This window comes from Mesorhizobium sp. M7A.F.Ca.MR.362.00.0.0 (assembly GCF_004023175.1).
Taxonomy (GTDB): Bacteria; Pseudomonadota; Alphaproteobacteria; order Rhizobiales; family Rhizobiaceae; genus Mesorhizobium.
In genome coordinates, this window is record NZ_RZTF01000403.1 from 1 (window position 1) to 5,649 (window position 5,649).

Annotated in this window: 7 protein-coding genes; 5 read left to right on the forward strand and 2 right to left on the reverse strand. The window is 61.4% G+C overall.

Going from position 1 to position 5,649, the window contains the following annotated elements; all coding sequences use genetic code 11:
• Positions 1-746: 5'-nucleotidase C-terminal domain-containing protein (locus EOC06_RS31345; RefSeq protein WP_206631293.1), on the forward strand; the 746-nt coding region annotated here is incomplete at its 5' end.
• A gap of 34 nt (positions 747-780) precedes the next feature.
• Here the strand turns inward: EOC06_RS31345 and EOC06_RS31350 are convergent.
• A complete protein-coding gene (locus tag EOC06_RS31350; protein WP_128309607.1) occupies positions 781-1,779 on the reverse strand; it encodes a glycerophosphodiester phosphodiesterase family protein in 999 nt (332 codons plus the stop codon).
• A gap of 121 nt (positions 1,780-1,900) precedes the next feature.
• Positions 1,901-3,157 carry a cyclopropane-fatty-acyl-phospholipid synthase family protein gene (locus tag EOC06_RS31355; protein WP_128309611.1) on the reverse strand — a complete coding sequence of 419 codons (1,257 nt, stop codon included), beginning with the start codon at positions 3,155-3,157 and terminating at the stop codon, positions 1,901-1,903.
• Between the two features lie 254 nt (positions 3,158-3,411).
• Between EOC06_RS31355 and EOC06_RS31360 the strand changes: the two genes are divergently transcribed.
• From EOC06_RS31360 to kdsA, 4 genes are all read left to right on the forward strand, one after another.
• Positions 3,412-3,624 carry a hypothetical protein gene (locus EOC06_RS31360; protein ID WP_128309608.1) on the forward strand — a complete coding sequence of 71 codons (213 nt, stop codon included), beginning with the start codon at positions 3,412-3,414 and terminating at the stop codon, positions 3,622-3,624.
• A 91-nt stretch (positions 3,625-3,715) separates the two neighbouring features.
• Entirely contained in the window at positions 3,716-4,006 is a 291-nt protein-coding gene (locus EOC06_RS31365) for a Dabb family protein (protein WP_127323248.1), read from the forward strand.
• 113 nt (positions 4,007-4,119) lie between these two features.
• Positions 4,120-5,010 carry a VOC family protein gene (locus tag EOC06_RS31370; RefSeq protein WP_128309609.1) on the forward strand — a complete coding sequence of 297 codons (891 nt, stop codon included), beginning with the start codon at positions 4,120-4,122 and terminating at the stop codon, positions 5,008-5,010.
• Positions 5,007-5,649: 3-deoxy-8-phosphooctulonate synthase (gene kdsA / locus EOC06_RS31375; RefSeq protein WP_128309610.1), on the forward strand; the 643-nt coding region annotated here is incomplete at its 3' end. The genes EOC06_RS31370 and kdsA, both read left to right, overlap by 4 nt.

Genomic DNA, 5,649 nt, shown 5'->3' on the forward strand with positions numbered 1-5,649 from the left:
ACCTCAGGGATATCCTCAAGAACACGCAATGGAAGGATGTGCCGCTGCTGTCGGCGGCCGCGCCGTTCAAGGCCGGCGGGCGCAACGGCGCCGACTACTATACCGACGTGCCGGCAGGCGATATCGCCATCAAGAATGTTGCCGACCTCTACCTCTATCCCAACACCGTGCGTGCGGTCGAAATCACCGGTGCGCAGGTCAAGGAATGGCTGGAAATGTCGGCCGGCATCTTCAACCGGATCGAGCCTGATAAGGCCGACCAGGCCCTCATCAACACTGATTTTCCGTCCTACAATTTCGACGTCATCGACGGCGTCACCTACAAGATCGATCTGTCGCAGCCGTCGAAATACGATACCAAGGGCGGGCTGGCCAACGCTGGCGCCAATCGCATCGTCGACCTGAGTTTCGATGGAAAACCAATTGATCCTAAACAGAAATTCGTCATCGCGACCAACAATTACCGGGCTGGCGGCGGCGGCAATTTCCCCGACATCAATGCCTCGAAGATCATCTACGAGGCGCCGGACACCAATCGCGATGGCATCGTCCGCTACATCGTCAGCGAAGGTACAATCAACCCGTCGGCGGACGACAACTGGTCGTTCGCGCCGCTGCCTGGAACCAGCGCCGTGTTCGAAACCGGTGCCAAGGCCAAGGATTTCATCGCGCAGGTGAAATCGCTGAAGATCGAGCCGGCGGGCGATGGCGAGGCAGGCTTCGCGAAATACCGCATCCTGCTTTGAAGGGTGGGCTGCGGGGCGGCTCGATCCAAGCCCCTTACGGCGTGGATTGATCCGACCCGAAACGTTCCTTGATGTCAGGCATGACGAGATCCAGCGCATCCGTGGAAATGCCGCCGGAATAGCCGTCCGGCAGTTGCTTGATCAGTTCGGGATCGTCGAGCCCTTGCGAAAAGTCGCCGCCGGAATAAGGGCCGAGCAGATAGACTCTTGTATCGACTCCTTGCATGCGATCGAGAAACCGGTTCGGCCAACCCCACATCCATTTCGCGATGTTGACGGGGATGAGCAAGGTGCCTTTGCGGCAGGCATCCGGAACGTAGCCGGTCCAGCCAATTGCGGCATAGCGCAGGATGCATTGCGTCAGCGATGCGCGGCTTAGCGTATGCATGTCCGGCAGTGCTGCCTTGACGGCGGCGATCGGCTTGTCGCCACCATAGACCGACAGATAACCGCGCTCGGCTGGTGCCAGCGTGGCAAGCCATGCGGCCAGCTTTTCGCCTTCGCCCGGATCGTTGCTCTTGACGTTGATGTTGAAGCGGCGGGCCGGGAAGTGCGTCAGAACCTCATCCAGGGATGGCATCATGCCGATACCCTTGCCGCGGAATGGAAAGGTCTTGCCACCATCCGCCGTATAGCCATAGCCGACATCGAGGGTCTTCAACTCGGCCATGGAATGGCTGCGCGTTTCTCCCTTGCCTTCCGTGCGGCAATCCAGCGTCCAGTCATGGAAGACGGCGAACTTGCCGTCCGTCGTCGGGTGAACATCCAGTTCGAGCGCGTCAGCGCCCAGCGCGAAGGCGGCCTCCATCGAGGGAATTGTGTTTTCGAGGTAGCCATGGCGCGGCGGCAACATGCGACTGGCCGTGCAAGTCTCACCCGTCATGCCTTCACGTGCGTAGTCCTGGGCAAGGCCGCGATGGGCAAGCATCTCCGGACTGCCGGCGGGGCGGCTTGACAACAGGGAGGTGTTGTTGAGCCAGATTCCCACCGCAGCGACAACAATGACGCCGAAGAAGATCGTCCGTCTGCGCATCAGGTGATTTCCGATTCGTCCGTCCTGCGCGGCATTCTGCTTCGCGATCGGACTTTTTGACGGCGACGACGCGGCTATGTCGCGATCATGCTCGACATAGCCTGTTCAAGAGCGTGTCGGCTTACGCCTTGTAGACCACCTGGCGCACGTCGATGTAGCTGGCGCGGAAGCCAGCCTCGCAATAGTGCAGGTAGAACTCCCAGAGCTTCTTGAACCGGTCGTCGAAGCCGAGCGGGACGATCTTTTCCCATGACGCCCAGAACCGGTGGCGCCACTCGGCAAGCGTGCGCGCGTAGTCGTCCGGAAACACGCGCTCGCGCAGATGGGCAAGGCCATGATCCTTGCCGAGCGCCTTCAGAATCGACGGCGTCGGCAGCATGCCGCCCGGGAAGACGTAGCGCTGGATGAAATCCGGCCTTGCGCGATAGGTGTCGTAGGCGGCTTCGTTGATGGTGATGATCTGCAGGCCGGCGGTGCCGCCAGGCCTTAGACAGGCCTTCATCTTGCCGAAAAACACCGGCCAGTATTTCTCGCCGACCGCCTCGAACATCTCGATCGAGGCGATGCGGTCATAGGTGCCGGTTTCGTCGCGATAATCCTGCAGCTTGATGTCGACCTTGTCGGCAAGGCCAGCCCTGGCGATGCGAGCCGTGGCAAAATCGTGCTGCTCGCGGCTGATCGTCAGCCCGGTGACGCGGCAGCCGATCTCGCGCGCCGCGAATTCGGCGAAGCCACCCCAACCGCAACCGATTTCCAGCACATGGTCCTTCGGACCGATCCCTGTATCCTTCGCCAGAGCGCGATATTTGGCGGCCTGGGCGCCTTCCAGGTCGTTGGCACCGGTCGTGTAGAGCGCCGAAGAATAGGTCATGCTCGGATCGAGCCATTCCTTGTAGAAGGCGTTGCCGAGGTCGTAATGCGCCGAGATATTGCGTTTCGAACCGGTGCGCGTGTTCTGGTTGAACCAGTGGCGTATGCGCTGGACGGTGTTGATCAGCCAGCTGGTGCCGCCCGCGATACGCTCGCCAATGACCGAATTGACCACGAACAGCTCCAGGAAGCTGGTCACATCAGGGCTTTCCCAATCGCCGTCCATATAGGATTCGGCAACGCCGATCGTGCCGCCGGAAAAGGCGCGGCCGGGCAAGCGCCAATTCTTCAGCACCAGTTCGGCATCCGGGCCAGGTCCCTTGCCGCCGACGAGCACGGCGCGGCCGTCCGGCAGCCTCACCCTGAGCGAACCGCGAGGCAGGTTCATTGCCGCCGACAGCACCATGCGCGCTTTCGCTGGAAGGCCTTTGACGATCTCGGCGAAGTTGAATTCATCGAGCCTGACCGCGTCGCTCAATGCTACGCTAAAATGTTCCTTTTGCGCCATCTCATGCCCCTGGATTTCCGCGGTGCCGGCGCAAATTGCCGGACCACGGTTCTCTTGGATCATTCGCCAGCTTCGAACGCCGCCGCAGCCGGTTCGTCGGCGAGCGGGCTCGAATGAAGTGCGCGCCCCCTACCAGAGCTTCAGCGCTTCCCGGTGAATCCGTGCGACAATCTTCCACGTCATGCGGGGAAACTTCAAGGGGCAGGCTGCAAGCGGGGCTGTGCCAAGCAGATTGCTCGCGCCGGCGGGCATCTATGCCTGTGCACAGCCAAGGCGCAGCGCGTCAAAAAAACGCCTATGGCCGCAGAATTCCGTGTGCGATAGATTTAGCCATGCGTTATGTAATCGTCATTGCCGCCATCGCGTTTTTCCTGATCTGGGATGGCATGTACAATCAGGGCCGCTATCTCGACACCGCTGTGAGAGAGCTTAGTCATGTTGTGCGATATGTTACCAGCAAAGCTTAACTCCAGTGGCAGCAGCCGCGACATCCTTGTCGATTGACGCCAACGTCCTGCCGTCACAAAAGACCCCGGCACTTTGATCGAGGAGGCGGGGTTGATCCGGCATATCGTTTTCTTCAGCGCGCGGCGAAAAGAGGATGTCGAGGCTGTGCGCACCGGCTTGCTGGCGCTCGGCGACATTCCTCATTCCAGCCTGTTCGAGGTCACGCTCAACACCAAGGTGGATCCGCTGTCGGATGAGGTCGACGTGGTCGTCTATGCGGAGTTCGTCGATGACGCCGCGCTGGCCGCCTACAAGGCGCACCCGCTCTACGCGCAGACCACCAGCAAGGTCAAACCGATGCGTGAACTGCGCTATTCCGCCGATGTCGTCGCGGGGAGCTGATCGAACCTTGCTCCAGGGGCGCCTTTCGACGTCCGGTGAATTGACGGGCGAACTGGCCGGGTATTGCGATCAAGTCTTGAACGGCTTTGCGGAATGATGCACATCGCGCCTGCATGACCAAAACCGCAGCCGCAGGCACCCATCCGCTCGATCATCTGGTGCTGCCGACGCACAGCCTCGATGTGGCGCGAGCCCGGCTCACCGCGCTTGGCTTCGTCGTTGCCCCGACCGGAATCCATCCGTTCGGAACGGAAAACTGCTGTGTTTTCCTGGCCGACGGCACCTATCTCGAACCTTTGGCGGTCGGCGACGAGCAGGTGGCGGCAAAGGCTATCGCAGACGGCAATGTCTTCGTCGCGCGTGATCGCGCCTATCGCGACAGCAACGGCGACGAGGGATTTTCCGCCATTGTTCTGGGCACGGGCAATGCCGATGCCGACCATGCACGCTATGTCGATGCCGGCATCTCGGCGGGAGACATGCTGGGTTTTTCGCGCGCCTTCACCGACCCTGCCGGCAAAAGCGACATCGCGTCGTTCAAGCTCGCCTTCGCGGCCGGAGCCGAGGCCACGGACGCCTTTCTGTTTGCCTGCGAGCGGGTCAACGCGCCTGATGTGGATCGCACGGCTTTGCAGGCCCACGCCAACGGCGCGACCGGAATTGTCGAGATCTTGGCGGTCAGCGATGCGCCCGGAAAGCAGCATGGGCTGATTTCCGTGGCGGTGGGTGATCCGGCCGCCGACGGGCAGGGCGGCATTTTTCCCTTGCCGAATGCGGATTTGAGCGTGCTTGACCGCGCGGCTTTCACCGCGCGCTTCGGCCTGCCGGCCGGCGCGCCGACAGATCTACGCTTCGCAGCGGTGGTCTTTTCGGTTCGGAACGCCGATGTGACATCGAGGCTGCTTGCAGCCAATTCCGTCCAACACGATATAGCGGGCAATGATATCGTCGTGCGGCGTGCACCCGGACAGGGCGCGGCCTTTATCTTCCGGGAGATCCCATGAGCAAGCCGCAAGCGTCCAATTCGATGGCGGCCAATTCGTCTGTAGCCGTCGGCAATGTCGTCTTCGACAACAGGGCGGCTTTGTCCCTGATCGCCGGCCCGTGCCAGTTTGAATCGCGCCAGCATGCCTTCGACATGGCCGGCGCACTGAAGGAACTGACCGGCAGGCTCGGCATAGGCCTCGTCTACAAGACCAGCTACGACAAGGCCAACCGCACCTCGCTATCGGCGACGCGCGGTGCCGGTATGGACGCAGCCCTTCCCGTCTTCGACGAACTGCGCAAGGAACTTTCGCTCCCCGTGCTGACCGATGTCCACACCGAGGAGCAGTGCGCGATCGTCGCGCCGCATGTCGATGTCCTGCAGATTCCGGCTTTCCTGTCGCGCCAGACCGACATGCTGGTCGCCGCCGCAAGGACCGGCAAGGTTATCAATGTGAAGAAGGGGCAGTTCCTCGCCCCCTGGGACATGAAGAACGTGGTCGCCAAGATCACCGGATCCGGCAATGCCAATGTGCTGACCACCGAGCGCGGCGCCTCCTTCGGCTACAACACGCTGGTCTCCGACATGCGCGCTCTTCCCATCATGGCCGAGATCGGCGCGCCGGTGATCTTCGATGCCACCCATTCGGTGCAGCAAC